The 23,678-nt window shown below is 67.7% G+C and carries 24 protein-coding genes; 9 read left to right on the forward strand and 15 right to left on the reverse strand.

Translation table 11 applies throughout. The features are described 5' to 3' along the window. Positions 1-55 precede the first annotated feature (55 nt). The 3 genes from IEX93_RS11535 to IEX93_RS07535 are packed head-to-tail and all read left to right on the forward strand — an operon-like array spanning position 56 to position 2,420. Entirely contained in the window at positions 56-283 is a 228-nt protein-coding gene (locus tag IEX93_RS11535) for a thioredoxin domain-containing protein (protein WP_229906125.1), read from the forward strand. Positions 284-320: 37 nt separating this feature from the next. Then, positions 321-1,175: a cell division protein FtsX gene (locus IEX93_RS07530; protein WP_188847598.1), complete on the forward strand. Its 855-nt coding sequence runs from the start codon at positions 321-323 to the stop codon at positions 1,173-1,175. Next, positions 1,176-2,420, forward strand: a complete 1,245-nt coding sequence (locus IEX93_RS07535) for a murein hydrolase activator EnvC family protein (RefSeq protein WP_188847599.1) — start codon at positions 1,176-1,178, stop codon at positions 2,418-2,420. On the opposite strand, the gene hpf is transcribed toward IEX93_RS07535, so the two are convergent. Then, positions 2,417-2,977, reverse strand: a complete 561-nt coding sequence (gene hpf, locus IEX93_RS07540; RefSeq protein WP_188847600.1) for a ribosome hibernation-promoting factor, HPF/YfiA family — start codon at positions 2,975-2,977, stop codon at positions 2,417-2,419. The genes IEX93_RS07535 and hpf overlap by 4 nt on opposite strands. Positions 2,978-2,995: 18 nt before the next feature. After that, positions 2,996-3,700 carry a cell division ATP-binding protein FtsE gene (ftsE, locus tag IEX93_RS07545; RefSeq protein ID WP_188847601.1) on the reverse strand — a complete coding sequence of 235 codons (705 nt, stop codon included), beginning with the start codon at positions 3,698-3,700 and terminating at the stop codon, positions 2,996-2,998. Positions 3,701-3,777: 77 nt separating this feature from the next. Between ftsE and IEX93_RS07550 the strand changes: the two genes are divergently transcribed. Continuing rightward, positions 3,778-5,097, forward strand: coding sequence for a S41 family peptidase (locus tag IEX93_RS07550; RefSeq protein ID WP_188847602.1), 1,320 nt, complete (start codon positions 3,778-3,780; stop codon positions 5,095-5,097). 84 nt (positions 5,098-5,181) lie between these two features. On the opposite strand, the gene metG is transcribed toward IEX93_RS07550, so the two are convergent. The 4 genes from metG to IEX93_RS07570 form a co-directional block, all read right to left on the reverse strand. Beyond that, positions 5,182-7,041 carry a methionine--tRNA ligase gene (metG, locus tag IEX93_RS07555; RefSeq protein ID WP_188847603.1) on the reverse strand — a complete coding sequence of 620 codons (1,860 nt, stop codon included), beginning with the start codon at positions 7,039-7,041 and terminating at the stop codon, positions 5,182-5,184. Between the two features lie 92 nt (positions 7,042-7,133). Beyond that, on the reverse strand, positions 7,134-7,817 hold the full coding sequence (gene rpiA / locus IEX93_RS07560; RefSeq protein ID WP_188847604.1) for a ribose-5-phosphate isomerase RpiA: 684 nt from the start codon (positions 7,815-7,817) through the stop codon (positions 7,134-7,136). After that, positions 7,817-8,287, reverse strand: a complete 471-nt coding sequence (gene bcp / locus IEX93_RS07565) for a thioredoxin-dependent thiol peroxidase (RefSeq protein ID WP_188847605.1) — start codon at positions 8,285-8,287, stop codon at positions 7,817-7,819. Before bcp ends, rpiA begins: the two co-directional genes overlap by 1 nt. Positions 8,288-8,289: 2 nt before the next feature. Continuing rightward, entirely contained in the window at positions 8,290-8,775 is a 486-nt protein-coding gene (locus tag IEX93_RS07570) for an adenosine diphosphatase (RefSeq protein ID WP_188847606.1), read from the reverse strand. A gap of 21 nt (positions 8,776-8,796) precedes the next feature. Between IEX93_RS07570 and chrA the strand changes: the two genes are divergently transcribed. Beyond that, positions 8,797-9,939, forward strand: a complete 1,143-nt coding sequence (chrA, locus tag IEX93_RS07575; protein ID WP_229906126.1) for a chromate efflux transporter — start codon at positions 8,797-8,799, stop codon at positions 9,937-9,939. 4 nt (positions 9,940-9,943) lie between these two features. Continuing rightward, complete coding sequence (mqnC, locus tag IEX93_RS07580) at positions 9,944-11,086, forward strand: cyclic dehypoxanthinyl futalosine synthase (RefSeq protein WP_188847607.1); 1,143 nt, start codon at positions 9,944-9,946, stop codon at positions 11,084-11,086. 67 nt (positions 11,087-11,153) lie between these two features. On the opposite strand, the gene IEX93_RS07585 is transcribed toward mqnC, so the two are convergent. Genes IEX93_RS07585 through trpB form a run of 3 tightly spaced genes read right to left on the reverse strand, consistent with a single transcriptional unit; the run spans position 11,154 to position 13,723 of the window. Further along, positions 11,154-11,663 carry a hypothetical protein gene (locus IEX93_RS07585; protein WP_188847608.1) on the reverse strand — a complete coding sequence of 170 codons (510 nt, stop codon included), beginning with the start codon at positions 11,661-11,663 and terminating at the stop codon, positions 11,154-11,156. Positions 11,664-11,711: 48 nt separating this feature from the next. Then, entirely contained in the window at positions 11,712-12,509 is a 798-nt protein-coding gene (gene trpA, locus IEX93_RS07590) for a tryptophan synthase subunit alpha (protein WP_188847609.1), read from the reverse strand. After that, a complete protein-coding gene (gene trpB / locus IEX93_RS07595) occupies positions 12,506-13,723 on the reverse strand; it encodes a tryptophan synthase subunit beta (RefSeq protein ID WP_188847610.1) in 1,218 nt (405 codons plus the stop codon). Before trpB ends, trpA begins: the two co-directional genes overlap by 4 nt. Positions 13,724-13,803: 80 nt before the next feature. On the opposite strand from trpB, the gene thyX reads away from it, so the two are divergent. After that, positions 13,804-14,604, forward strand: coding sequence for an FAD-dependent thymidylate synthase (gene thyX / locus IEX93_RS07600; RefSeq protein ID WP_188847611.1), 801 nt, complete (start codon positions 13,804-13,806; stop codon positions 14,602-14,604). On the opposite strand, the gene ligA is transcribed toward thyX, so the two are convergent. Beyond that, positions 14,601-16,625, reverse strand: a complete 2,025-nt coding sequence (ligA, locus tag IEX93_RS07605) for an NAD-dependent DNA ligase LigA (RefSeq protein WP_188847612.1) — start codon at positions 16,623-16,625, stop codon at positions 14,601-14,603. The two genes, thyX and ligA, sit on opposite strands and share 4 nt — an antisense overlap. Before the next feature lie 70 nt (positions 16,626-16,695). Between ligA and IEX93_RS07610 the strand changes: the two genes are divergently transcribed. Next, complete coding sequence (locus IEX93_RS07610) at positions 16,696-17,883, forward strand: BMP family lipoprotein (protein WP_188847613.1); 1,188 nt, start codon at positions 16,696-16,698, stop codon at positions 17,881-17,883. A gap of 55 nt (positions 17,884-17,938) precedes the next feature. Continuing rightward, on the forward strand, positions 17,939-19,429 hold the full coding sequence (locus tag IEX93_RS07615) for an ABC transporter ATP-binding protein (RefSeq protein ID WP_188847614.1): 1,491 nt from the start codon (positions 17,939-17,941) through the stop codon (positions 19,427-19,429). A 4-nt stretch (positions 19,430-19,433) separates the two neighbouring features. On the opposite strand, the gene IEX93_RS07620 is transcribed toward IEX93_RS07615, so the two are convergent. The 5 genes from IEX93_RS07620 to IEX93_RS07640 are packed head-to-tail and all read right to left on the reverse strand — an operon-like array spanning position 19,434 to position 23,573. Continuing rightward, positions 19,434-20,357, reverse strand: a complete 924-nt coding sequence (locus IEX93_RS07620) for a hypothetical protein (RefSeq protein WP_188847615.1) — start codon at positions 20,355-20,357, stop codon at positions 19,434-19,436. Then, a complete protein-coding gene (locus IEX93_RS07625) occupies positions 20,357-21,217 on the reverse strand; it encodes an LptA/OstA family protein (RefSeq protein ID WP_188847616.1) in 861 nt (286 codons plus the stop codon). The genes IEX93_RS07620 and IEX93_RS07625 overlap by 1 nt, the downstream gene beginning before the upstream one ends. Next, positions 21,214-21,768 carry a hypothetical protein gene (locus tag IEX93_RS07630; RefSeq protein ID WP_188847617.1) on the reverse strand — a complete coding sequence of 185 codons (555 nt, stop codon included), beginning with the start codon at positions 21,766-21,768 and terminating at the stop codon, positions 21,214-21,216. Before IEX93_RS07630 ends, IEX93_RS07625 begins: the two co-directional genes overlap by 4 nt. Before the next feature lie 41 nt (positions 21,769-21,809). Beyond that, entirely contained in the window at positions 21,810-22,829 is a 1,020-nt protein-coding gene (locus IEX93_RS07635; protein ID WP_188847618.1) for a lipid II:glycine glycyltransferase FemX, read from the reverse strand. A 3-nt stretch (positions 22,830-22,832) separates the two neighbouring features. Further along, positions 22,833-23,573, reverse strand: coding sequence for a response regulator (locus IEX93_RS07640; RefSeq protein WP_229906127.1), 741 nt, complete (start codon positions 23,571-23,573; stop codon positions 22,833-22,835). Between the last annotated feature and the right edge of the window lie 105 nt (positions 23,574-23,678).

Raw genomic sequence — 23,678 nt, forward strand, 5'->3', positions numbered from 1 at the left:
TTGCTAGCCCCCCCACGTCTGGCAAAGCCGCCCCCAGGAGCTGGCCCAGGACCTGGTGGCGGAGGTGGCCTGCGCCTTCCTCCAGGAGGCCCCGAGGGGCTTAAGGATCGGCCTCGTGGCCTTCAGCGGCTACGCCCAGACCGTCCACGGGTTTTACAGCCGGGACACCTTCCTCCTCAACCCCGAGGGCCGGGTGGAGCGGATCTGGCGCCGGGTCAACCCCTTGCGGGACGCCGACCGGGTGCTGGCCTACCTGCGGGAAAGCCTGGGGCTAAAGGGTTAAAACCTCACCCTCATGGAAAGGGCGTAAGATGTAGGGCGTGTACGTCGTCCGCGAGGGCTTAAGGCAGATCCTCCGCCACCCCACCGCAAGCCTCGCCACCTTCTTCACCGCCTTGGTCTCCTTCGCCCTCCTCTACTTCCTGGGGCTTCTCCTTTGGAACCTGGAACGGGTGGTGGACGCCCTGGGCCAAGAGCTGGAGGTGGCCGCCTTTCTGGCCCGGGAGGCGGACGTGGAAAGGGTCCTTTCCACCATCCAGGACTGGCCCGAGGTGGCCTCGGTGCGGCTCCAGACCAAGGAAGAGGCCCTAGCCCAGCTGGTCCTGGACTACCCCTACCTGGCCGAGGCCAAGGACCTGGTGGAAAACCCCCTCCCCGACACCCTGCGCTTAAAGCTCAAGGACCCGGAGGCGGTGCGCCAGGTGGCCGAGCGCCTCCGGCACCTTCCGGGGGTGGAGGGGGTGGAGTACGGGGGGGAGCTCACGGAAAGGCTCGTGCAGGTCCTGGCCGGAAGCCGCCTCGCCATGGGGGTCCTGGTGGGCCTCCTCCTCCTCAACACCTTCTTCAGCGTGATGGGGTCCATCCGCCTCTCGGTGGAAAGCCGCAAGGAGGCCCTGGGGATCATGCTCCTGGTGGGGGCCACCCGGCGCTTCATTCAGGGGCCCTTCGTGGCGGAAGGGATCCTCCTCACCCTAAGCGCCGGGGTCTTGGCGGTGGCGGCGGGGGTGGGCCTCTACCGCACCCTGGCCCGGGCGGCCCAAAGCCTTTTGCCCTTCCTTCCCGTTCTGAACGCCCAGGACCTGGCCCGGACCGGCCTTCTGGTCCTCCTCCTGGCCCTCCTCCTTGGGGCTGGGGGAGCGTATATGGCCAGCCGGGCCCACCTCCGGGAGGAATAGATGCGCCTCCTTTGGCTTTGCCTTCTCCTTAGCCTAAGCCCCGCCCTGGCCCAGAGCGTGGCCGCCCAGGAACGGGTGGTGCGGGACCTCGAGGCCCAGCTCACCCAGGCCCGGCGCCTAGACCAGGAGGCCCAGGCCCGGCTCCAGGCCTTAAACCAGGAACTCCGCCGCCTCTCCCAGCGGGTGGCCAACCTCCTCCGGGAGAAAAACCGTCTGGAGGGCGAGATCACCCGCCTCGAGGGGGAAAGGGCGGCCCTTCGGCAGGCCATCGCCCGCCTAAGGGAGGAGATCCAGGCCCGGGAAGCCCGGATCGCCAAGCTGGAAGAGGACCTGGAGGAACTCCGGGAGCGCCTCAAGGCCCTCCTGCAAAGCCTCCACCGGGAGCGAGCCGCCCGCTACCTGCCCCTCCTCAGGGCCCAGTCCTTCACCGACCTGGCGGTGCGGGCCCAGTGGGTGGGGTACATCTCCCAAAGGGACGCCGAGCTGGTGCGGGCCCTCCAGGCCACGCTAAAGGCCCTAAGGGAGGAGCGGGAAAGGCTCGCCTTAAGCCTCAAGGACCTCTCGGACAAGGAAGCCGCCCTGGCCGAGACCCAAAGGAAGCTGGAGGCGGAGAAAAGGTCCTTGGAGGCCACCCTGGCCGAGCTCCGCCAGGAAGAGGAGGGCAAGCGGGCCCTGCTGCGGGAGGCCCTCCAAGAAAGGCAGGCCCTTCAGGCCAGGCTCGCCGAGCTCCAAAGCCGGATCCTCGCCGAACGGCGCCGCCTCGAGGCCCTCAGGGAGGAGGCCCGCAGGCGCGAGGAGGAAAGGCGCCGCCAGGAAGCGGCCCGGCGCCAGGCCGCCCTGGTGGTCCCCACCCCCCCTCCCCTCCCCGCCACCCTGGGCCGCCTGGCCTTCCCCGTCCCCGGGGGCAGGGTGGCCGTGCCCTACGGGCAGGAGGGGCCCTTCCAGCTCATCCAGGGCCCTGCCCCGGGAAGCCCAGTCCAGGCCGCCGCCGACGGGTATGTGGCGGGGGTCCTCTACCTCCCCAACCTGGGCTACACGGTGATGCTGGTCCACACGGAAACCCTGGCCACCGTCTACACCAACCTCCAGGCCCCCCTGGTCCAAGAGGGGCAGCGGGTGCGCCAGGGGCAGCTTCTTGGCTACACGGGCGGGGGCCTCCTCATCCCGCCCGAGGCCCTGGAGTTCCGGGTGGCCGTGCGGGTGGGGGAGGAGACCCGGTTCGTGGACCCCGCCGCCTACTACTAAGCGGGCTCAATGAGGCCGTAGTTGCCGTCCTTGCGCCGGTAAAGGACGTTGATCTCGTCGGTCTTGGCGTTGCGGAAGACGAAGAAGGTGTGGCCCAAGGCCTCCATCTGGAAGGCGGCCTCCTCGGGGTCCATGGGCTTCATCTCAAAGCGCTTGACCCGGACGATCCTGGGGCCTTCCTCCTCCTCGGGCTTGCGCAGGGCCTCGAGGTCCCGCACCTCCGGGGGCGGAGGGCCCTGATAGGAGTGGCGCCTCCCCTGGAAACGGCGCTCCCGGTAGCGCTTGATCTGGGTCTGCAAGCGGTCCACCGCCCGGTCAATAGCGGCGTAGAGGTCCTCGTCCTCCTCCTCCACCCGGACGAGCCCCCCGGGCACCTCCACCTGGATCTCCGCCCTGGCCCGCCTCTCCACGTGAGGGCTTCCCGCAAGGGAGAGGACCACCTTGGCCATGGCCTCGCCCTCCTGCAGGCGGTCCAGGCGGGCGAGCTTCTTTCCCACGTAGTCGCGAATGGCGTCGGTGATCTCCAGGTTGCGGCCGATGAGCTTGTAGACGTTCATAGATCCCCCTTTCCGCCCTTAAGGGCGCTCCTTCACCCTTATGCTACCACCCCCCTCGGGACCCTCGTCCCGCACCACCTGCCCCGCCTTGAGGACCACCGTCCGGGCGGGGTAGGCCTCTAGAAGCTCCCGGCTGTGGGTGGCCACCACCACCGTGGCCCCCCGGCTGTGGGCCCCCTTGAGGATCTCCAGGACGGCCATGGCGTTAGCGGGATCCAGGTTCCCCGTGGGCTCGTCCGCCAGGATCACCGGGGGGTCTAGAAGGAGGGCCCGGGCGATGGCCACCCGCTGGGCCTCCCCCACGGAAAGCTCCTCGGGGAAGGCCCGCTTCTTGTGGGTAAGCCCCACCCGGCGCAAGGCTAAGGCGATGCGCTCGGGCCACTCCTTGCGGGGCACCCCCTGGACCTGAAGGACGAAGGCCAGGTTTTCCTCCACGGTCATGTCGGAAAGGAGGCGGTGGTCCTGGAAGACCATGCCGATCTTGCGGCGGTGGTAGGCCACTTGATCGCCCCGGAGGTTTTTCAGGTTCTGCCCGGCGAAGTACACCGCCCCCTGGGTGGGCACAAGCCGCCTGAGGATGAGGGAAAGGAGGGTGGACTTCCCCGCCCCCGAGTGGCCCACCACGTAGACGAACTCCCCCTTCTTGATCTCCAGGCTCACGTTGTAAAGGGCCTTGGTGCGGGTGCGGGGGTACTCCAAGCTCACCCGGTGGAAGGCGATCATGCCCCCACTCTACGGCAAGGCGGGCCACGGTTGCTTCTCACGGAAAGCCGCTATAGTGAAGCTTAGTGAGGGCGAAGATGAAAAAGCGCGCGTGGTTCATGGTGGGACTCGGGGTGCTCTTGGCCCTGGTCTACGCCCAGCTCCCCAGGCCCCAGGCGGAAACCTTCCTGCAAAACCCCAACGGCCAGGCCCTTTTGGAGGTTTACCAGAGGATCCAGCAGGACTACCTGGAACCCCTGCCCAAGGAGAAGCTGGACAAGCTCCTGGAAGGGGCCATCGGGGGGATGGTCCAGGCCCTCGAGGACCCCTTCACCAGTTACTCGCCCCCGCAGCGGGCAACCCTCCGCCAGGAGGACCTAAGGGGCGAGTTCTTCGGCATCGGGGCCACCCTCTCCCCCGCCAACCCCGACGGCACCGGGGCCAAGATAGAGGGGGTGATGAAGGGGCTTCCCGCCCAGCGGGCGGGCCTCAGGGCCGGGGACGTGGTCCTCGAGGTGGACGGGGAGGACGTGACCAAACTCCCCCTCCAGGAGGTGGTGGCCCGGATCCGCGGCCGGGAAGGGACCAAGGTCACCCTCAAGGTGCGCCGGGAGGGGGTGCCCGCCCCCCTGGTCTTTGAGCTCGTGCGGGAGCGGGTGGAGATCGTCTCCGTCTCCTCCGCCCGGATCGGGGACGTGGGCTACGTGGCCCTGGAGACCTTCGCCAACTTCAAGGTGGAGGACCAGCTCAAGAAGGCCATTGAGGAGCTCAAGGCCCAAGGGGTGAAGAAGCTCATCTTTGACCTGAGGGACAACGGGGGCGGCCTCCTGGACCAGGGGTGCGCCGTGGCCAGCGCCTTCCTCAAGGAGGGCCCCATCGTCTACACCCGCACCAAGAACCTCACCCGGGTCTGGTGCGAGGCCACGGGAAGGCCCCTTTGGGATGGGCCCATGGTGGTCCTGGTGAACGGGAACTCCGCCTCGGCGAGCGAGATCGTGGCCGGGGCCTTGCAGGACTACGGCCGGGCCAAGGTCATCGGGGAGAAGACCTTCGGCAAGGGGGTGGGCCAGACCCCCTACACCCTGGCCAACGGCGGCGAGCTCACCCTGGTCACCTTTGAGTGGCTCACCCCCAAGCGCCGGGCCATCAACAAGGAAGGCATCACCCCCGACATCGTGGTGAAGGACACCCGCTTCCCCACCCCCTTCTCCTTCCAGGGGGCGGGGGCCCCGCCGGGGGCGGAGCTCACCGTGAGCCTGAACGGCAAGACCGTGAAGGTGAAGGCGGACGGGGAAGGCAAGTTCTCCTACGCCGAGCCCCAGCAGCAAAGGCCTCTCCCCGAGGAGCGGGGCCAGGCCGCCCTTGACCTGGAAAACGACGCCATCCTCAAGCGGGCCCTGGAAGAACTCAACCGCTAATCGCCCAAAAGACAAGGCCGGGGGCTTGCCCCGGCCTTTTGCCCCACCGCGGCTAAAGCCGCGGTGGGAGCCCTAAGCGGCCTCTTAGCGCACCGCTGCCCCCGGCGGGATTTCCCCTTCCACCGTGACCAGGGCCAGCCTGTCCCCCTCCTGGGCCGCCAGGATCATGCCCTGGCTTTCTATACCCCGGAGCTTGGTGGGCTTCAGGTTGGCCACCAGGACCACCTTCTTGCCCACCAGCTCCTCCGGGCGGTACCACTGGGCGATGCCCGAGACCACGGTGCGCTCCTCGTCCCCCAGGGAAAGCCTAAGGACGAGAAGCCGATCGGCGTTCGGGTGCTTCTCCGCCGCCAATACCTCCGCCACCCGGAGCTCCACCTTGGCGAAGTCCTCAATGCCGATCCAGGTTTCCTCCTTGGGCTTGGCCTCCACCTTGGCCTCCTTTTCCTTGGGGAAGAGAACGGGGGCCTCCTCGGGAATGGGCTTGGGCTCGGCCAGGCCCCAGCGCTCGGCCTCTTCCAGGCTCACCTCCTCCTTGAGCCCCAAAGCCCGCCTGAGCTCCACCATCTTGTCGGGCATGGCGGGGGTAAGGAGGATGGAGGCGATCCTCAGGCCCTCCACCACCCGGTAGAGGACGGCCCGGGCCTCCTGGGGATCCTTTTTGAAAAGCTCCCAGGGCTTCTTCTCGTTGATGTAGCGGTTTAGGGCCTTGACGTAGGCCATGGCCTCCTCGAGGGCCACGTGGGACTTAAGCTCCCGCACCAAAGGCCTTAGCCTGGCGGCGAGCTTCGTCCCCTCGGCAAGCTCCTCCCCCGCCACGGGCTCGGGGATGCGGCCCTCGGCGAAGCGGAAGAGCATGGCCCTCGTCCTCTGCACCAGGTTCCCCAGGTCGTCGGCCAGGTCGGCCTCGTACCGGACCCGCAAGGCCTCCTCGCTCACGGAGGTGTCCTGGCCGTAGGGGATCTCCCTAAGGAGGTAGTAGCGCACGGCGTCCCGGCCGTACTTTTCCAAAAGGGCGAAGGGGTCCACCACGTTCCCCAGGGTCTTGGACATCTTCCGCCCGTCCGGCCCCAGCAAGAACCCCCCCACGTTCAGGTGGCGGTACATGGGAAGCCCCGCCGCCTTCAGCATGGTGGGCCAGAAGACGGCGTGGGGCTTGAGGATGTCCTTGCCGATGAGGTGCCAGGCGTGGGGCCAGAAGACCCGGTAGGCCTCCCCCTCGGGGTAGCCCAGGGCGGAGACGTAGTTTAAAAGGGCGTCAAACCAGACGTAGGTCACGTGGTCCTCGTCCCAGGGGAGGGGGATGCCCCAGGGCACCCGGGCGCGGGGCCGGGAGATGGAGAGGTCCCCGATGGGCTCGGCGAGCATGGCCAGGACCTCGTTCCGGTACCCCTCGGGGCGGATCAGGTCGGGATGTTCCTGGAGATAATCCAGAAGCCAGGGGCGGTACTTCTCCATGCGGAAGAAGTAGTTCCCCTCCTTCCGCCTCTCCACGGGCCGCCCGTGGATGGGGCAAAGGCCCTCGGTGAGCTCCTTTTCCGTGTAAAAGCGCTCGCAAGAGACGCAGTAGAGCCCCTCGTACTCCCCGTAGTAGATGTCCCCCGCCTCGTAGACCCGCCTTAGGACCTCCTGGACCACCCGCTTGTGCCTTTCCTCCGTGGTGCGGATGAAGTCGTCGTAGGCGATGCCCAAAAGCTCCCAGGCCCGCTTGAAGCGCCCGGAGACCCGGTCCACGAAGGCCTGGGGGTCCTCCCCCGCCGCCAAGGCCGCCCGGTAGACGGTCTCCCCGTGCTCGTCGGTGCCGGTGAGGAAAAAGGTCCGGTAGCCGTCCAGGCGGTGCCAGCGGGCCAGGAAGTCGGCCACCACCGTGGTGTAGGCGTGGCCCAGGTGGGGCTCGGCGTTCACGTAGTAGATGGGGGTCGTCACGTAAAAGACCTTCTCCATGCGCCCTCCTCTCAAAAAAAAGCGGGGCATGCGCCCCGGGCGGGAAGGTCTTCCCGCCCTAGCGCCGGGGCATACCCTTCATAGGGAAAAGTTTACGGCAAAAGCTCCTCCACGCCCAAGGGCCCCGCCACCAAGGCCCGGGTGGCGAGGCCCACGAAGAGGCCGGTCTCCACCACCCCGGGGATCTCCAGAAGGGCCCGGTGGAGGCCCAAGGGGTCCCCGATGGGGCCGAAGCGGCAGTCGGCGATGAGGTGCCCCCCGTCGGTGAAGTAGAACTCGTCCCCGTCCGTGCGGAGCACGGGCTCCCCCCCGAGGTGGGCGATGGCCCTGAGGGTGGCCCGGTAGCCGAAGGGAACGATCTCCACCGGCACCGGCCCCCGGCCCAAGACGGGCACCTTCTTGGTGTGGTCGGCGATGACGATGAACTCCTTGGCCACCCGCTCCACGATCTTTTCCCGAAGAAGCGCCCCGCCCATCCCCTTGATGAGGGCAAGCCCGGGGGCGATCTCGTCGGCCCCGTCAATGGCCAGGTCCACCCCCTCCGGGGGAAGGTCTATGAGGGGGATCCCCTCCTTGCGGGCCAGCTCCTCGGTGGCCCTCGAGGTGGGCACCCCCTTCACGTCCCGAAGCTCCCCCTCCCTAAGGCGCCGGGCGAGCTCCAGGATGGCGTAGCGGGCCGTGGAGCCCGTGCCCAGGCCCACCACCATCCCGTCCTGCACGTAGGCGATGGCGGCGTGGGCCGCTTCCTTCTTGTAGCTCTCTAAAGGGCGCTCCATCAGGCCCCCCTAAGCGCCTTTAGGGCCTCGGCCACCTCGAGGGCGTGCCCCTCGGGGGAGACCTTGCGCCACACCTTGGCGATGCGCCCCTCGGGGTCAATGAGGAAGGTCTGGCGCAAGACCCCCTCCACCTCCTTGCCGTAGAGGTTCTTCTTGCCCCAGGCCCCGTAGGCGGCGATGGCCTCCTTGTTGGGGTCGGCGAGGAGGGGAAAGTTCAGGCCGTACTTCTCGGCGAAGCGCCTGTGGCTTTCCACGTCGTCAGCGGAAACCCCGAGGACCACCGCCCCCAGGGCCACAAGGCTTCCCATATGGTCGCGGAAGCCGCAGGCCTCCTTGGTGCAGCCCGGGGTGTCGTCCTTGGGGTAGAAGTAGAGGACCACCCACCGCCCCCGGTAGTCCGAGAGGCGGTGGACCTTCCCTTCCTGGTCGGGAAGGGCGAAATCGGGTGCCGGTTCGCCCACGGCCAACATGCCTAGAGTTTATACCCAAAGCGCCGGAGGAGGTCCTTGCGCCAAGCCACCTCGGCCTCGTCCTCCACGCCCAAGGGGGTGAAGCCGTCCATGACCCCCAGGATGGCCCGCTGCTCCCCCTCCTCGGCCACCACCACCTTGAGGGGGTTGGCGGTGGCAGCGTAGATCCTGACCACCTCGGGGCAGGCCTTCACCGCGTGGAGGACGTTGATGGGGTAAAACCCCTCTCCCAAGACGATGAGGAAGGCGTGGCCCGAGGCCAGGTTCAGGAGGTTCCTCACCGCAAGCTCGGTAAGCTCCGGGTCCGTCCCCGAGCGGCGGATGAGGCGCTTGCCGCTGGCCTCGGAGAAGGCGAGGCCGAACTTGATCCCGGGCACGGCGGTGACCAAAGCCTCGTGCAGGTCCTCCACCGTCTTGATGAAGTGGGCCTGGCCCAGGATGACGTTGAGGTTCTCGGGCTTCTCTATGGGGATGAGCTTGAGCTCCATGCCCCATGTATACTCCTCCCCGTGGGTCCTTGGGAAGTCTTCCAGGCCTTCTTGGCCCTGGGGCTTTCCTCTTTTGGCGGTCCTTTGGCCCACCTGGGCTATTTCCGCAAGGCCTTCGTGGAAAGGCGGCGGTGGCTCAGCGAGGAGGCCTACGCCGCCCTGGTGGCCCTGGCCCAGGCCCTCCCCGGCCCCACCAGCTCCCAGGTGGGGATGGCCATCGGCTATCTGCGGGGCGGGCCTTGGGGGGCCTTGTTGGCCTGGCTCGCCTTCACCTTCCCCTCGGCCCTCCTCCTCTTCCTGGCCGCCTTGGCCCTCGAGGCCCTCCCCCCTCCCCCAGGCCTCCTTCAGGGGCTTAGGCTTCTCGCTCTGGTGGTGGTGGCCCAGGCGGTGGGGGAGATGATGGGGCGGCTCGCCCCCAAGGGGGCCCCTCTGGCCATCGCCCTTGGCGTGGCCATCCTCGTCACCCTAAACCCCGCCTGGCAGATCCCCGCCCTTTTGGGGGCGGCCCTTCTTGGCCTCCTCCTCCCTGGGCCCGAGGGCGCACCCTCCCTGGCGGGGCTCAAAGCCCCCCCTAAGGCCTTGGGGCTTGGCGCCTTGGGGCTTTTCCTGGGGCTTTTCCTCGTCCTCCACCTCCTTGCCCCCCACCACCCCCTCTTCGCCTTCCTCTACGCCCTCTACCGGGCGGGAAGCCTCATCCTGGGCGGGGGGCACGTGGTCCTTCCCCTCCTTGAAAGGGCCCTCGTCCCCCGGTTCTTGGACCCGGGAAGCTTCCTTGCGGGCTACGGCCTCGCCCAGGCCGTCCCCGGGCCCCTCTTTAGCCTGGCCGCCTACCTGGGGGCCAAGGCCCCTTTGGGCCTTCCCGCCTGGGCCGGGGCCTTCCTCGGGCTTTTGGCCCTCTTCCTCCCCGGGGCCCTCCTCCTCTTCGCCGCCCTCCCCTTCGCCCTCCTCACCCAAAGCCCCCCCTTCCGCCGGGCCCTGGCGGGGGCGGGGGCCGGGGTGGTGGGGCTCCTCCTGGCCGCCCTCTACGACCCCCTCTTCCGCCACGGGGTGGATGGCCACCAGGCCTTCGCCCTGGCCCTCGGCCTCTACGGCCTTTTGCGCCTAGGGCTTCCCCCGTGGGCCCTGGCGGTTCTCGGGGCCACCCTGGGCGGAGCCTTCCTCTGATAGCATGGGGGGCATGGACGTCCTGGAAAAGGCCGTGGCCGGGGAGAGGCTTTCCGAGACCGAGGTCCTAAGCCTCTTTGACCTTCCCCTTCCCGAGCTTGCCGCCGCCGCCCACGAGGTGCGCCTCAGGAAGACCGACCCAGAGGTGGTCACCTTCCTCATAGACCGCAACATCAACTACACCAACGTCTGCACCGTGGCCTGCGCCTTCTGCGCCTTCTACCGCACCAAGAGACAGAAGGACGCCTACACCCTAAGCTTTGAGGAGATCGCCCACAAGGTGGAGGAGCTTTACCAGGTGGGGGGCAGACGCATCCTCATGCAAGGGGGCGTGAACCCCGACCTTCCCCTGGACTGGTACCTGGACCTCCTCCGCTACCTGAAGGGGCGCTTCCCCGACCTCCGCATAGACGCCTTCAGCCCCGAGGAGATTTTGGGCCTAGAGCGCCTCACGGGGCTTAGGGCGGAGGCCATCCTGGAGAAGCTAAAGGAAGCGGGCCTGGACGGCCTCCCGGGGGCGGGAGCGGAGATCCTGGTGGACGAGGTGCGCCAAAAAGCGGCCCCCGCCCGCATCAAGACGGCGGACTGGTACCGCATTATGGACGCCGCCCAGGCCCTCGGGCTTTACACCCTGGCCACCATGGTGATCGGTTTCGGGGAAGGCCCGAAGGAGCGCGCCGCCCACCTCCTGGGCCTCCGCGCCCAGCAGGATAGGGCCTTAGAGCGCTACGGAAACGGCTTCGCCGCCTTCGCCCTCTGGACCCTTCAGGTGGAGCACACCCGCCTAAAGGGCAAGGCCCCGGGGGCCACGGCCCACGAGTACCTGAAGACCCTCGCCATCGCCCGGCTTACCCTGGACAACCTCGCCCACTTCCAGGCCTCCTGGCCCACCCTGGGCTTCAAGGTGGCCCAGGCCGCCCTCTACTACGGGGCCGACGACTTCGGGAGCACCATGCTGGAGGAGAACGTGGTCTCGGCGGCCGGGGGGCATGGCCGCACCCACGCCACGGTGCGCCAGATCGTCCGCCACATCGTGGACGCCGGGTTTAGGCCGGCGGAGCGGGACCCCCTCTACCGCATCCTCCGCTACCCCGACCCCGAGGCCATCCTGAAGGAGCCCGAGCCCTTGGAGCTCCCCCTGGCCTAAGTGGCCCCACGGTGGTTTCGCAACATGGGGTGCCCGAAATGGGCCTTGGGGAGCCCCTTTGGGGTACTTAGGGGCACTGGCCGGAGCGGTAAAGGTCGTAGTCGCTGTAGACCGAGGCCTGGTAGGGGTCGCCCCCTTCCCGGGCATCGTACCCGTTCCAGCCGTGCTTCACCTTGAGCTGCTTCAGGCTTCCCACCCAGTAGAACTTGGCACCGGAGCCGTTGGCGTAGAGGAGGTACTTGCTGCAGGTGTGGCCCAAGACCGTGTCCCCGGAGCTATAGCGGCCGTTGTTGTCCTCGTCCCGGTAGGCCACCACCCGGTAGCTCCCTTCCGTGGCCTCCGGGGGGAGCTCCATCAGGTACCCCTTGGCGAGGCTTGGGTCTTTGATCTCCAGCTGGTTGCTGTAGTCCACCTGCCCCTCTGTGGTAAGGCCCACCAGGGCCAGGCGCAGGCCCTGGGCCACGTCGGACCAGTTGCCCTGAAACTGCCCGGAAACCTTAGGCCCCCCAAAACCTGGAATAAGCCCACAGGCTCCGAGGAGAAGGCCGCCTGCCAAAACTAAAGGCCACTGCCGCATGGGTTTGCCCTCCAGGGCTCAGGGTAGCGGCTTTTTATTAAAACGAAGTTAACCTTCTCTCAAGCCGGGGTTGGCCTCGAGGCGCTGGAGGCCCTGGCGGATCTCCTGGAGAAGGGGCGCAAGGGGCCTCTCCTCTTCCAGGGCCCGGATCAGGGCGCTTCCCACCACCACCCCGTCCGCCACCGCCGCCTGGGCGGCGGTCTCCCTGCTGGAGACCCCAAACCCCACGGCCACGGGCAAGGTGGTCTTGGCCTTGATGCGGCGCACCAGGTCCTTCACCTCTTCAGGAAGCCTTTCCCGCATCCCCGTGACCCCGGTGACGGAGACGGCGTAGACGAAGCCCGTGGCGTGGCGAACCACGGTGGCGATGCGGGCGTCGGTGGAGGTGGGGGCGAGGAGGAAGACCGTCTCCAGGCCGATCTCCTGGGCGAGGCGCACCAGGCTCGGGTCCTCATCGGGGGGGAGATCGGGAAGGATCACCCCCGTGGCCCCCGCTTCCCTGAAGAGGCCGAAGAAGCGCTCGGGGCCCCAGGCCAGGACGGGGTTCAGGTAGGTCATGAGGAAGAGGGGCTTAGGGGTGAGGGCACGCACCTCGCGGACGAGCTCCAAAACGCCCTGCACGCTCATCCCTTTCCTCAGGGCCACCTCGCTCGCCCGCTGGATCACGGGGCCGTCCCCCAAGGGGTCGGAGTAGGGAAGGCCGATCTCCAGAAGGTCGGCGAAGGGCAGGACCTCCTCCACCGCCTGCAAAAAGCCCTCCCGGCTGGGGAAGCCCGCGGTGAGGTAGGGGATGAGGGCGGCCCGGCCCTCGGAGCGGGCCTTGGCGAAGGCCTCGAGGGTGGTCATAGCTCCCCTCCCAGAAGGCGCATGGCCTCGGTCACGTCCTTGTCCCCCCGGCCCGAGAGGTTGATCACCACCACCTGGTCCTTGTCCATCTCCGGCACCACCTTGGCGGCGTAGGCGATGGCGTGGGCGGACTCCAGGGCGGGGAGGATGCCCTCAAGCCGCGCCAAGAGCTTAAACCCTTCCAGGGCCTCCTCGTCGGTGACGCTGGCGTACTCGGCGATGCCCATGTCGGCGTAGTAGCTGTGTTCCGGCCCCACCCCGGGGTAGTCCAGCCCGGCGGAGACGGAGTGGGCCGGGGTGATCTGGCCGTCGTGGTCGTAGAGGAGGTACATGTAGCTCCCGTGCAAAACCCCCCGCTTCCCCGCCCCGATGCTAGCGGCGTGCCTGCCCGTGGAAAGCCCTTCCCCGGCGGCCTCCACCCCGATGAGCTTGGGCCGCTCCTTCTCGGGCAGGTAGGCGAAGGGGGCGAAGAGGCCGATGGCGTTGGACCCCCCGCCCACGCAGGCGATGAGGGCGTCGGGGTAGCGGCCGAAAAGCTCCTGGCTTTGCCGCTTCACCTCCTCCCCGATGACGCTCTGAAAGTCTCGGACCATCATGGGGTAGGGGTGGGGGCCCACCACCGAGCCCAGGATGTAGAAGGTGGTGCGCACGTTCGTGATCCAGTCCCGGATGGCCTCGTTGGTGGCGTCCTTTAAGGTGCGGCTCCCCACGGCCACGGGCCGCACCTCGGCCCCCAAGAGCTTCATGCGAAAGACGTTCAGGGCCTGACGCCTCACGTCCTCCTCCCCCATGTAGACCACGCACTCCATGCCGAAGAGGGCGGCCACCGTGGCCACGGAAACCCCGTGCTGCCCCGCCCCCGTCTCGGCGATGACCCGGCGCTTGCCCATGCGCTTGGCGAGAAGGGCCTGGCCCAGGGTGTTGTTGATCTTGTGGGCCCCGGTGTGAAGGAGGTCCTCCCGCTTGAGGTAGACCTGGGCCCCGCCCCAGTACTGGGAAAGCCGCTTGGCGTGGTAGAGGGGGGTGGGCCGCCCGGCGAAGTTCCTTAGGTAGTAATCCAGCTCCTCCAAGAAGACGGGGTCCTTCTTGGCCTCCCGGTAGGCGGCCTCCAGCTCCTCCAGGGCGGGGATCAAGGTCTCGGGCACGTACCGCCCTCCGTAGGGGCCGAACCGCCCCCGGGCATCGGGTAGGGGAAACTCCGGTAGCGTTAGCATCTCCACTCCCAAAGGCGCCTCAAGCGCCAAAGACTTCCCCCATCCTAACCCCAGGGGCTCGGACCGGTAAACTTGGGGGGATGGAAGCCGCCCCCGCCATTCCCGTCCTGGATAAGGGCTTCGTGCGCCTGGTGGACCAGATGGGGGACGACCGGGCCATCGTCCAGGCCGCCCGGGTCTCCTACGGAGAGGGGACGAAGACGGTGCGGGAGGACGCCGCCCTCATTGACTACCTCATGCGCCACCGCCACACCAGCCCCTTTGAGATGGTGGTCTTCAAGTTCCACGTCAAGGCCCCCCTCTTCGTGGCGAGGCAGTGGTTCCGCCACCGCACGGCCAGCGTCAACGAGGTCTCGGGGCGCTACTCCGTCCTAAAGGAGGAGTTCTACGAGCCCGAGACTTTCCGCAGGCAGGCCAAGGGGAACAAGCAGGCCTCCGAAGGGGCCTTTCACGACGAGGAGGCCCTAGCCCTCCTCAAGGGGGTGGAGGAAGAGGCCTACCGGGCCTACCAGGCCCTTCTGGAAAGGGGGGTGGCCCGGGAGATGGCCCGGATGGTCCTCCCCCTGAACCTCTACACGGAGTTCTACTGGAAGCAGGACCTCCACAACCTCTTCCATTTCCTCAAGCTCCGCCTGGCCCCCGAGGCCCAGTGGGAGATAAGGGCGTACGCCAAGGCGATCGCCGAAATCCTCAAGGAGAGGGTCCCCCTCGCCTGGCAGGCCTTTGAGGAGCACGTGCTCCACGGGGCCACCCTCTCCCGCACCGAGCTAAGGGCCCTGAAGGGCCTCCTCACCCCCGAGGTCTACGAAGAGGCCTTAAAGGCCTTGGGTCTATCGGGCTCGAGGCTAAGGGAGGCCCTGGAGAAGGTCTTCGGCCCCTAAGCGAAAAGGGCTTCCGGGGCCTGGCCCGTCCGCTCGGCGATGAGCCGGTAAAGCTCCTCTTCCGTCAGGGTGGGGACCCCAAGGGACCGGGCCTTCTCCAGCTTGCTCCCCGGGTTTTCCCCCACCACCAGGTAACTTGTCTTGCGGCTCACCGAGTCCGTCACCTTGGCCCCAAGGCGCCTCAGGAGGGCCTTCACCTCCTCCCGGGGGCGGGAAAGCTCCCCGGTGATCACGAAGGTGAGCCCTTTGAGGGCCTCGCCCCCTTTCTCCTTGGCCTCCATCTCCACCCCCGCCTCCTTGAGCCTCCGCACCAGGTCGCGGAAGGCGGGGTCCTTTAGGGTCTCCAGGATGGCCTTGGCGGTGAGCTCCCCCACCTCCTCCACCTCCAAAAGCTCCTCCAAGGAGGCCTCCAGGAGGCGGTCCATGCTTTGGAAACGGGCCGCCAGGTTCCGGGCCAAGACCTCCCCCACCCCGGGAAGCCCCAAGGCGTAGAGGAGACGCTCTAAGCCCCGGTGCTTGCTCGCCTCTATCTGGCGGAGGAGGTTTTGGGCGCTCTTCTCCCCCATGCGCTCCAGGCCCAAGAGGTCTTCCTTCCGCAAGCGGTAGAGGTCGGCCACGTCCTTGACCAGGCCCTTTTCCAAAAGCTTCTCAATGAGCTTCTCCCCCAGGCCCTGGATGTCCATGGCCTTGCGGGAGGCGTAGTGGCGGATGGCCTCAAAGCGCTTGGCGGGGCAAAGGGGGTTGGGGCAGCGGTGGACCTTGCCCTCCTTGAGGAGGCGGTGGCCGCACTCAGGGCAGGTCTCGGGCCAGCGGATGGGGCGCTCTTCCCCGGTGCGCCGCTCCTTGAGGACCCGGATGACCTCGGGTATGACCCCGCCCGCCTTGTGGACCAAAACCCAGTCCCCGATGCGGATGTCCAGCTCCTCTATGTAGCTTTCGTTGTGCAGGGTGACCCGGGAAACCTCGCTTCCCTCTAGGAAGACGGGCTCGAGGACCCCCACCGGCGTCACCCGCCCGGTGCGCCCCACCTGGAAGACCACGTCCAAAAGCCTCGTCTCCTTCTCCTCGGCGGGGAACTTGTAGGCGATGGCGAAACGGGGGGCGCGGGCGGTGTAGCCCAGCTCCCGCCAAAGGGCAAGCTCGTCCAGCTTCACCACCACCCCGTCCGCCTCAAAGGGAAGGGCCCGCCGCTTCTTCAGCCAGTCCTGGTAGACCCTTTCCACCCCTTCCACCCCCACGGCCCGGGTAAAGCCGTGCTCCACGGGGAAGCCCTTCTCCTTAAGCCAAAGGAGAAGCTCGTACTGGGTTTGAAGCCCGCTTTCCTCCAGGCCAAGCCCCAGGGCGTAGAAGGTGGCCCTTAGGCCCCTTTTAGCGGTGATCCTGGGGTCCTTCTGCCGTAGGGAGCCCGCCGCCGCGTTCCTGGGGTTTTTGAAGACCTTCTCCCCCTTTTCCTCTAGCTCCTCGTTTAAGCGGAGGAAGGCCTCTATGGGCATGTAGACCTCGCCCCGGACCTCGAGGCGCTCTGGCACCCCTTTGAGCCTCCTCGGGAGGGTGGGGATGGTGAGAAGGTTTTGCGTCACCTCCTCCCCCACCTCCCCGTCCCCCCGGGTGGCCCCGTAGACCAGGACCCCGTCCTCGTAGTAGAGGTTCACCGAGAGGCCGTCCACCTTGTGCTCCACGGTGTAGGCGAAGGGGCCTTCCCGCCCCAAAGCCCGCCCGATCCGCTCCTCAAAGGCCTTGAGTTCGTCAAAGCTAAAGGCGTTGTCCAGGGAGTACATGCGGGTGGGGTGGCGGATGGGGCGGAAGGTGGCCTCGAGGGGCCTTGCCCCCACCTGCTCCGTGGGGGAGTCCGGGCTTTTAAGCTCGGGGAAGCGCTCCTCAAGCTCCTTAAGCTCCCTAAGGAGCCGGTCGTACTCGGCATCGGAGATCTCGGGGTCCGCCAGGACGTAGTAGCGGTAGTTGTGGTAGCGGATCAGGTCCCTGAGCTCGTTTACCCGCTTCCTCGCCTCTTCCAGGGTCATGGCCCTAGTCTACCTTGGGCTATACTTTCCTTTGGACAGGGGCGCATCCCCTATCCCGAAAGGAGGCGTTATGAGGAGGCTTTTGTGGTTGCTCACCCTAGGCGCGCTCGCCGTGGCCCTTACGGCCTGCCCCAGGAAAGCAGAGGAGCAGGCCGGCGCGGGGACGGCTCCGGCCGAGGAAACGAGCCTTCCCGGGGCCAACGTCCGGGTGGGGCTTGCCTTTGACGCCGGCGGCAAGTTTGACCGCTCCTTCAACCAGTCCGCCTGGGAAGGGGCGCAACGGGCGGCCCAGGAGCTTGGCGTCCAGATCTTTGACTTTGAGCCCGCCGATCCCTCCCAGGTGGGCCAGGGCATCCGCACCTTCGCCGAGGAGGGGTTTGACTTGGTGATCGGCGTGGGCTTCGCCAACGAGCCCGCCATCACCGCCACCGCCAAGGAGTTCCCCAACGTGAAGTTCGCCGTGATTGACGCCGTTCCCGGGGAGGGCCAGCTTCCCAACGCCTTGGGCGTGGTCTTCCGGGAGCACGAGGGGAGCTTCCTCGTGGGCTACGTGGCGGGCAAGCTCTCCCGCACCGGCGTGGTGGGGTTCATCGGCGGCATGGACATCCCCCTCATCCACAAGTTTGAGGCGGGCTTCCGCGCCGGGGCGGAGTACGCCTTCCAGGAGGACGGGATCCAGGGCCGGGTCCTGGTGGGGTACGTGGGCAACACCCCCGCCGCCTGGAACGACCCCGCCAAGGCCAAGGAGATCGCCTCCAGCCAGGCCCGTCAAGGGGCGGACATCATCTACGCCGCCGCCGGCGGCTCCGGCCTCGGCCTCATTGACTTCGTGAAGGAAGAGATGTGCCTGAGGGAAGGCGGGGCCGTGCGCTTCGTGCGCGAGGACCGCTTCGCCGACGTGCCCAAGTACCCCGCCTACGAGGCGAAGTGCGGCGAGGGCACCACGCCCCTCTTCTTCATCGGCGTGGACGCCAACCAGAACTACCTGGGCGACACCGACAACGACCCCACCACCCTCAACCACGGCCTGACCTCCATGGTCAAGCGGGCAGACGTGGCCGTGTACGACACCATCAAGAGCGTGGTGGACGGCACCTTCCAGGGCGGGGTCAAGGACCTGGGCCTCGCCGAGGACGGCGTGGGCTACGCCCTGGACGAGTACAACCAGGCCCTGATCCCCGAGGAGGTGAAGGCCCGCCTCGAGGAGCTGAAGCAGGCCATCATCAACGGGGAGATCCAGGTGCCCGAGACCCGCTAAGGCGAAGGCTTCCCGGGGGCCAGGGTAAGCCCCTGGCCCCTTGTATACTTCGGGCGTGGCGAAGGCCCTGGTCCTCAAGGACATCACCAAGCGCTTCCCCCTGGTCCTGGCCAACGACCGCATCAGCCTGGACCTGGAGTGGGGCGAAGTCCTGGCCCTGGTGGGGGAAAACGGCGCCGGCAAGTCCACCCTCATGAAGATCGTCTACGGCCTCCAGCCCCCGGACGCCGGGGAGATGTGGGTGGACGGGAAGCCCTATAGGCCCAAAAGCCCCGTGGACGCCATCAGGGCGGGGATCGGCATGGTTCACCAGCACTTCATGCTGGTGGAGCCTTTCACCGTCTTGGAGAACCTGGTTTTGGGCCTGGAACCGGGAAGCCCCCTCTTCCTGGACCTGGAGGCCGCCCGGAAACGGGCCGAGAGGCTCATGGAGGAGCTGAGCTTTGAGATCCCCCTGGACGAGAAGGTGGAAAACCTCCCCGTGGGGTTGCAGCAACGGGTGGAGATCCTCAAGGCCCTCTACCGGGAGGCCCGGATCCTCATCCTGGACGAGCCCACCGCCGTCCTCACCCCTCAGGAGGCGGAGGAGCTTTTCCGCTTCCTCAGGGCCTACGTGGCCAAAGGCAACGCCGCCATCTTCATCAGCCACAAGCTCAAGGAGGTGCTGGAGGTCTCCGACCGCATCACCGTGATTCGGGACGGCAAGGTGGTGGGCACGGTGCGGACGCAGGAGACCTCCCTCGAGGCCCTGGCCCGGATGATGGTGGGCCGGGAGGTGGTGCTACGGGTGGAGAAGACCCCGGCAAGGCCCGGGGAGGTGGTCCTGGAGGTGGAGGGCCTCGAGGCCCCGCCCCGCCTCAAGGGGGTGAGCTTCCAGGTGAGGGCCGGGGAGATCGTGGGCATCGCCGGGGTGGAAGGCAACGGCCAGACCGAGCTGGTGGAGGCCCTTACCGGCCTCAGGCCCTTTAAGGGCAAGGCCCTCCTCCTGGGCCGGCCCCTTCCCCCCTCGGCCCGGGGGGTCCGGGACCTGGGGGCAAGCCACGTGCCCGAAGACCGGCTCGCCCGCGGCCTGGTCCTGGACTTCTCCGTGAAGGAAAACGCCGTCCTCGGGGACCAGCACCGCCCCCCCTTCCGGGGCTTTTTGGGCTTCCTGGACGACCGGGCGGCCGAGGCCCACGCCAGGAAGCTGGTGGAGGCCTACGACGTCCGCCCCCGCTCCACCACCCTTTCCGCCCGGCGCTTCTCCGGGGGGAACCAGCAGAAGATCGTGGTGGGGCGCGAGCTCCTCCGGGGTCCTAAGCTCCTCGTGGCCGCCCAGCCCACAAGGGGCGTGGACGTGGGCGCCATTGAGTTCATCCACAAGGAGCTCGTCAGGGCCCGGGACCAGGGGCTTGCCGTCCTTCTCGTCTCCGCCGACCTCTCCGAGATCCTCGCCCTCTCCGACCGGATCCTGGTGATGCACGGGGGGCGGATCGTGGGGGAACTCACCCCGGAGGAGGCCACGGAGGAAAGGCTCGGCCTCCTCATGGCCGGCATCCCCGCTTGAGGGGTTATTCCCGGAACTCCCCCGCCACCCGCCCCAGGACCACCACCGCCCCGCTTTCCAGGGCGTAGCGCACCCGCTCCCCCCGGACGAAGCCCTTCTCGTCCCGGCTTTCCACGCCGCCGAAGAGGTAGGCGTAGCCCTCCTTTTCCCGCAGAAGGGCCCGCTCCGCCCGGGTGGTGCGGCCTCCCTGGACGAACTCCACATCCCCAAGAAGCCAGAGGGCGTCCTCGTCCAGGAGGTAGCGGAGGGCCTGGGCCTTGCCCTTTAGGGGCTTCTCCCCTTCCCGGCTCAAGGCCAAGGGCCCTTCCAGGAAGGCCTCGCCGGTGTCGTTTTGGTAGCGGAGGCGGACCCCTTCCACCCGGGTCGCCCCCTGGGTGAGGACCACCCGCCCGGGGAGGGGTTGGACCTCGAGGCGCCCCTCCTCCTCCAGGTAGCGGGCCTCTCCTCCTGAGAGGAAGAGCTCCTCCCTTCCCCCCCGCTCCACCAGGGCCAAAGGCCCCCGGGCCTCCACCTCCTCCCCCAGGCGCACCTCCACCCCCTTGGGGTCAAAGAGGACCAGGCGCAAATAGCGCTCCCCCTTTTCCTCCCCCGCCTTCCGCAGGCGCATCAGGTAGGGAAGGCCCTCCCGTTCCCAGTCCGGGTTGTACGCGGCCTCCACCCGGTCCCCGGGCTTTAACCCCTCCTCCAGGACCGTTCCCGCGTCCAGGAAAAAGGCCCGCTCCCCCACCACCGCCTTGGCAGGGGTAAGCTCGCGGAGTTCCCCCACGTGGAGGTCCCCGTAGTCGGCGTAGAAGAGGCTTTCCTCCTCCCCGCTCACCCAGGCCACCACCCTCTTGTCCTTGCGGAGGAGCTCCACCTCCGGGCGAAAGACCTCCTGAGCCAGGGCCAAAAGGAGGCCAAGCCCTATGCCCAGGAGGAGGGGGCGCATCACCGCTCCCCGAGTTTCCTAAACTCCTCCACGGGCAGGCGGAAGGCCCGGCCGTAGACCCGCACCTGGTGGCGGTTCACGTTGTGAAGGAGGGTGCTTCCCGAAAGCTTGAAGCCCTCCTTGGCGTTCTCGCTCACCGCCGGCCTCCCCAAGACAATGGCCTCGCCGGTGGTGTCGTCGTAGTAAAGGCTTTCCCCGGTGGTGACCAGATCCCCGTCCACCAGGCGCACCCCCCCGGTGGCGATGAGCCTTTTGGGGCCGGTGAGGCTCCGCACCTCCTTGGCCCGGATCACCAGGTCCCCCTCCTTGCGCTTCCGGGTGAGGACCACTTCCTTGGGGTCGGTGAAGACTGCAAGGCCCCGCTCCTCCTCGTAGTACACAAGCCCCGCCCGCCCCTCCTGGTGGCCGCTTCGGAGGAGGGCGCTTTCGCTGGTGGAGGTATCGGTGTCCACCTGGAAGGTCATCCGGCTCGCCTCCACCTCCACGGGGTCCTCCCCGGGCTTGGGCTCCTGGCGCATCCGGGCCGGGCCCAGGAGAACCCCTTCCCCGGTGCTCTCCCGGTAAACGAGGGCGGGCCCCCGGGCCTCCACCCGGCCCCTCCGCACCACCACGCCCCCCTCAAACCGGGCCTCCCGCTCCCCTTCCGCCTCCTGCATGGTCTTGCCCTTGGGGGCGATGAGGGTGGCCTTGGGGGCGAGGATGGTGAGGTCCTTCACCCGCCCCCGCACCTCCCCCTCAAAAACCCAAGGACCGTAGCGGAGGTCCCCGGAAAGCCGCCCTCCCTCCACCCGGATCACCCGCACCTCCGAGGCCGCGAAGACCAAGGCCATTCCCAAAAGCACCCATGCCATCCGCTTCATCCGCTTCCTCCTTCCACCTGGCAAGGTCCAAAGCTCCCCCCGGCGGGAAACTCAAACCGAGGGTTTTCCGCCTCAATCCGTTCCAGGGCGAAGTCGGAGCGGAAGCGCTCCGCCTCGCCCCGGAGGTTGGGGGCCTCAATCCGCACCCAGGGGGCCGAAAACCCCTCCTTCTGCCGGATGAGGACGTCCCCAAGGCCGGTCCGGGAAAGCTCCAGGCGGTAGCACCCCTTGAGGATCTCCACCCGGGCGTAGGGGGCCCGGAGGTTGTCCCCGGGTTCCACCACCACCTCGGGGGCGAAAAGGCGCAGGTCCAGCCGCCCCGCCACGTACCTTTCCCCCCTAAGCCCTCCCTGAAGGCGGTACACCCCCCCCACCTCCACCATCTCCGCCGCCTGGAAGCGCCACCGCACCCCCTCCTCCTCGGGGAAAAGGAAAAACTCCACCCCGTAGAGCCGGACCCCTCCCTGGGGCAAGGCCCCCTCCCTGGGCCGAAGGAAAAAGGCCCCAAGGGCAAGGGCCAGAAGGGCGAGGAGAGGTACGTAGCGCCCCACGCCTTCCACCCTAAAGAACCATCCTTTGAGAAGGATGACGCCTAGCCCAGGACATCCCGGGGGTTTCCCCGCACCTTGAGGTTCACCCAGGTCTTGCGCAGGCGGAGGAGGGCCTTCAAGGGGCGGTAGAGGGGGGAGAGGGGAAGGGCGTAGGCGGGAAACTGGACCCGCTGGCCCCCGAAGCCTTCCTTGAAGCGCCAGATCCCCTCGGCGTGGCTGCCCTCGGGGCGCCTGGGAACGCCCCACAGGTCGTAGATGCGGTAGCCCCGGGCGATCCCGTGGCGGATGGCCATGAGGTGCATCCCCATGGGGGCCTTGGCCTCGGGGTGCTTGCGGGTGCTGCCACCGTAGAGGTAGTCCACCTTGCCGGCGAAGGCCACAAAAAGCCCCGCCGCCAAGGCCTCCCCCTCCTTCCGGGCCAGGGCGAGGAAGGCCTCCCCCAAGGGCTGGTTCATCTCCTTGAGGACCGCCCGGTAGTAGGCCTCGGCGTGCTGGAGGAGCTTAGCCCTCCGGTTCGTCTCCTCAAAGAGGCGGAAAAACTCGGGGAAGGCCTCTTCCCCTTCCACGGAAAGCTCCGTGCGCTTCAGGGCCAGGCGGGCGTTGCGGCGGTGCATCTCCTTCATGCCCTTGAGGAGGGCCTCTTCGCCCTGGGTGAGGTCCAGCCACAAGGAGTAGCCTGGCTGAACGGGCTCTTCTGGAAGAAGCCCGGGAAAGCGGGGAGCCTCCACCTCGGCAGGAAGGCCCGCCTCGGGCTCCAAGACCAGGTGGGTCCCCTTGACCCCTTGGGCCAAGGCCCGGGCCACCCGGGGGAGGTCCTCGAGGCGAAAAAGGGCCGGGCCCCGGGGGGCATAGGCCAGGCGAAGCCCCCCGGGAAGGGGCCTAAGGAGAACCTGAGCCGCCCCAAGAAGCCCCTCCTTCCCATAGACGGCGAAGCGCCGGGGCACCCACCCGGAAAGCCGCTTCACCTCCCCCCAGCCCCAAGATTGCAAGGCGCTGGTGATGGGAAACCCCGCCACCAGCCGGTTCCAGGCCTCGGGGTCGTGGTATTCCAAAAGCTCCACCGCCTAAGCGTACAGGGCCTGGGCCAGGGCGTCTAGCCGCTCGTCCCCCTCCAGGGGCAGGCGGCCCTCCTTCCGGTAGGCCGAAAGCAGGTCCTCGTACCCCAGGCCCTGGGCCCGCCGGGCCCGTTCCTCCAGGGGGACGAGGGGCCAGCCGTAGGCCAGGTGCCCCAGAAGATCGTAAAGGTCGTAGGACCCCGGGAGGATCCGGCGTAGAAGGGTTTCGGTCCAGCCCTTGGCCAGGAGGTTGGCGAGAAACGCCTTGCGGCCCGCCGCCTTAAGCCAGAGGGCCCGGAACCGCTCCTCCTCGGGCAAGGCCCGGCGGAGTCGCTTTCGCACTTCCTCCAAAGAATCCACCCGCTCCCCCTCGGGGAGGAGGTAGCCCTCCTTGGCCAGAAGGGCCTCCACCGCCTGCTTGAGCCTCCGGCCCGTGATGGGCTTTTCCAGGAAGAGGTCGGCCCCCAAAGCCCGGCTCGCCCCCTCCAGCTCCCGGCCGCCCCCGGTGAGGATCACCACCGGCACCCGGCTTAGGCGCTTCACCGCCCGGATCCGCCCCAGGAGGGTGAGGCCGTCCATCTCCGGCATCATGATGTCCAAAAGGATGAGGTCGGGGGTTTCTTGTCGGAGGTAAGCGAGGGCGCTTCGGGCCGAGTCCGCCACCACCACCTCGTGGCCGCTCCCCGAAAGCACCGCCTCCAGAAGGTAGCGGACCGAAGGGTCGTCCTCCACCAAAAGAAGCCTCGCCACGGGAAAATCCAGACTTGACCATTATGTAACTTCTGGCCCCCCTTTCGGATATTCACCCGCATATCCATTGACACGCCAATAAAGAAGGGGGCTTGGGTAAATACA

The organism is Thermus composti (genome assembly GCF_014647535.1).
GTDB lineage: Bacteria > Deinococcota > Deinococci > Deinococcales > Thermaceae > Thermus > Thermus composti.

Coding starts and splice junctions, on each gene's coding strand:
- IEX93_RS07585 (WP_188847608.1), bottom strand. CDS start 11,663: ATGCGGCAGTGGCCTTTAGTTTTGGCAGGCGGCCTTCTCCTCGGAGCC.
- hpf (WP_188847600.1), bottom strand. CDS start 2,977: ATGAACGTCTACAAGCTCATCGGCCGCAACCTGGAGATCACCGACGCC.
- IEX93_RS07570 (WP_188847606.1), bottom strand. CDS start 8,775: ATGGAGCTCAAGCTCATCCCCATAGAGAAGCCCGAGAACCTCAACGTC.
- ftsE (WP_188847601.1), bottom strand. CDS start 3,700: ATGATCGCCTTCCACCGGGTGAGCTTGGAGTACCCCCGCACCCGCACC.
- IEX93_RS07625 (WP_188847616.1), bottom strand. CDS start 21,217: ATGAAGCGGATGGCATGGGTGCTTTTGGGAATGGCCTTGGTCTTCGCG.
- IEX93_RS07550 (WP_188847602.1), top strand. CDS start 3,778: ATGAAAAAGCGCGCGTGGTTCATGGTGGGACTCGGGGTGCTCTTGGCC.
- thyX (WP_188847611.1), top strand. CDS start 13,804: ATGGAAGCCGCCCCCGCCATTCCCGTCCTGGATAAGGGCTTCGTGCGC.
- metG (WP_188847603.1), bottom strand. CDS start 7,041: ATGGAGAAGGTCTTTTACGTGACGACCCCCATCTACTACGTGAACGCC.
- IEX93_RS07620 (WP_188847615.1), bottom strand. CDS start 20,357: ATGCGCCCCCTCCTCCTGGGCATAGGGCTTGGCCTCCTTTTGGCCCTG.
- rpiA (WP_188847604.1), bottom strand. CDS start 7,817: ATGGAGCGCCCTTTAGAGAGCTACAAGAAGGAAGCGGCCCACGCCGCC.
- bcp (WP_188847605.1), bottom strand. CDS start 8,287: ATGTTGGCCGTGGGCGAACCGGCACCCGATTTCGCCCTTCCCGACCAG.
- IEX93_RS07535 (WP_188847599.1), top strand. CDS start 1,176: ATGCGCCTCCTTTGGCTTTGCCTTCTCCTTAGCCTAAGCCCCGCCCTG.
- ligA (WP_188847612.1), bottom strand. CDS start 16,625: ATGACCCTGGAAGAGGCGAGGAAGCGGGTAAACGAGCTCAGGGACCTG.
- mqnC (WP_188847607.1), top strand. CDS start 9,944: ATGGGGGGCATGGACGTCCTGGAAAAGGCCGTGGCCGGGGAGAGGCTT.
- trpA (WP_188847609.1), bottom strand. CDS start 12,509: ATGACCACCCTCGAGGCCTTCGCCAAGGCCCGCTCCGAGGGCCGGGCC.
- IEX93_RS07610 (WP_188847613.1), top strand. CDS start 16,696: ATGAGGAGGCTTTTGTGGTTGCTCACCCTAGGCGCGCTCGCCGTGGCC.
- trpB (WP_188847610.1), bottom strand. CDS start 13,723: ATGCTAACGCTACCGGAGTTTCCCCTACCCGATGCCCGGGGGCGGTTC.